This is a genomic window from Rhodococcus zopfii NBRC 100606 = JCM 9919 (assembly GCF_001895025.1).
GTDB lineage: Bacteria > Actinomycetota > Actinomycetes > Mycobacteriales > Mycobacteriaceae > Rhodococcus > Rhodococcus zopfii.
Genome location: NZ_BCXI01000127.1, coordinates 1 through 1,140 on the forward strand (window position 1 = coordinate 1; position 1,140 = coordinate 1,140).

Consider the following 1,140-nt stretch of genomic DNA (forward strand, 5'->3'; position numbering starts at 1 on the left):
AGGCTGCCCCCTCGGAGTGGACACCCTGACAATGGTTCGTAGAAGAACCAGGAGGGATGTTCACATGGGACGTCAGTCTCAGTACACGGAGGAGTTCCGCCGGGACGCGGTCGCGTTGTATCGCGCCGGCGGCGGCACCCGCACCTACGCCGCGGTGGCCTCGGACCTGGGCATCAGCGGCGAGACCTTGCGGACCTGGGTCCGCAAGGACAACGCCTCCGCGCAGGGCTCAGCGGCCACGGCGGGCGGTGGCAGTGAGACTGCAGCCGACGAGTTGGCGCGCCTGCGGGCAGAGAACGTCCGACTGCGCAGTGCGGAGAAGGAATGGCAGCTCGAACGTGAGATTCTGCGCCGGGCAGCCGCCTATTTCGCGCAGGAGATGAAGTGAAGACCTGCCGCTGGGACTTCATCTCCACCCACCGCAACGAGTTCGGTGTGCAGCGGCTGTGCCGGGTCCTCGGCACCTCCCGGTCCGGGTACTACCGGCATCTGGCCACCGCCGATGCGCGCACCGAACGCGCCGCTGAGGAAGCCGCCACCGTCTCACAGATCCGCCAGATCCACACCGAGCATCGCGGTGCCTACGGCGCACCCCGCATCCACGCCGAACTGCGGCAACTCGGGGTGTGCATCAACCGCAAAAAGGTCACGCGGTTGATGCGTGGCCACCGCATCGTCGGTCGGCATCTGCGGCGTGGCCGGCGCACCACAATTCCCGATCCGCAGGCATCGGCGGTGCCGGATCTGATCGGTCGCGATTTCACCGCCGAGACGCTCGATACCCGGTGGTGCGGCGACATCACCTACATTCCGGTGGGGTCGTCGTGGTTGTATCTGGCGACGGTGATCGACATCTGTTCACGTCGGGTGGTGGGATGGTCCATCGCCGAGCACATGCGTACCGAGTTGGTCACCGATGCGCTCGCGATGGCTGTCGTCGCTCGTGGTGGCAGTGTGGACGGCGTGATTTTTCACAGCGATCGCGGAGCGCAGTACACCTCGGCTGAGTTCGCGACATTCTGTGCTGTGCATGGGATTCGACTGAGCCGGGGCCGTGTGGGGTCAAGTTACGATAATGCTTTGGCGGAGTCGTTCTTTCAGAGTTTGAAGCGTGAATGGCTGCATGGCCGTGCCGCGATG

The 1,140-nt window shown here is 65.0% G+C and carries 1 pseudogene; it reads left to right on the forward strand.

Annotation, left to right across the window (positions count from 1 at the left end):
* Positions 1-64: 64 nt before the first annotated feature.
* Positions 65-1,140 (forward strand): annotated as a pseudogene (locus RZ1_RS29425) (IS3 family transposase); the annotation flags it as partial.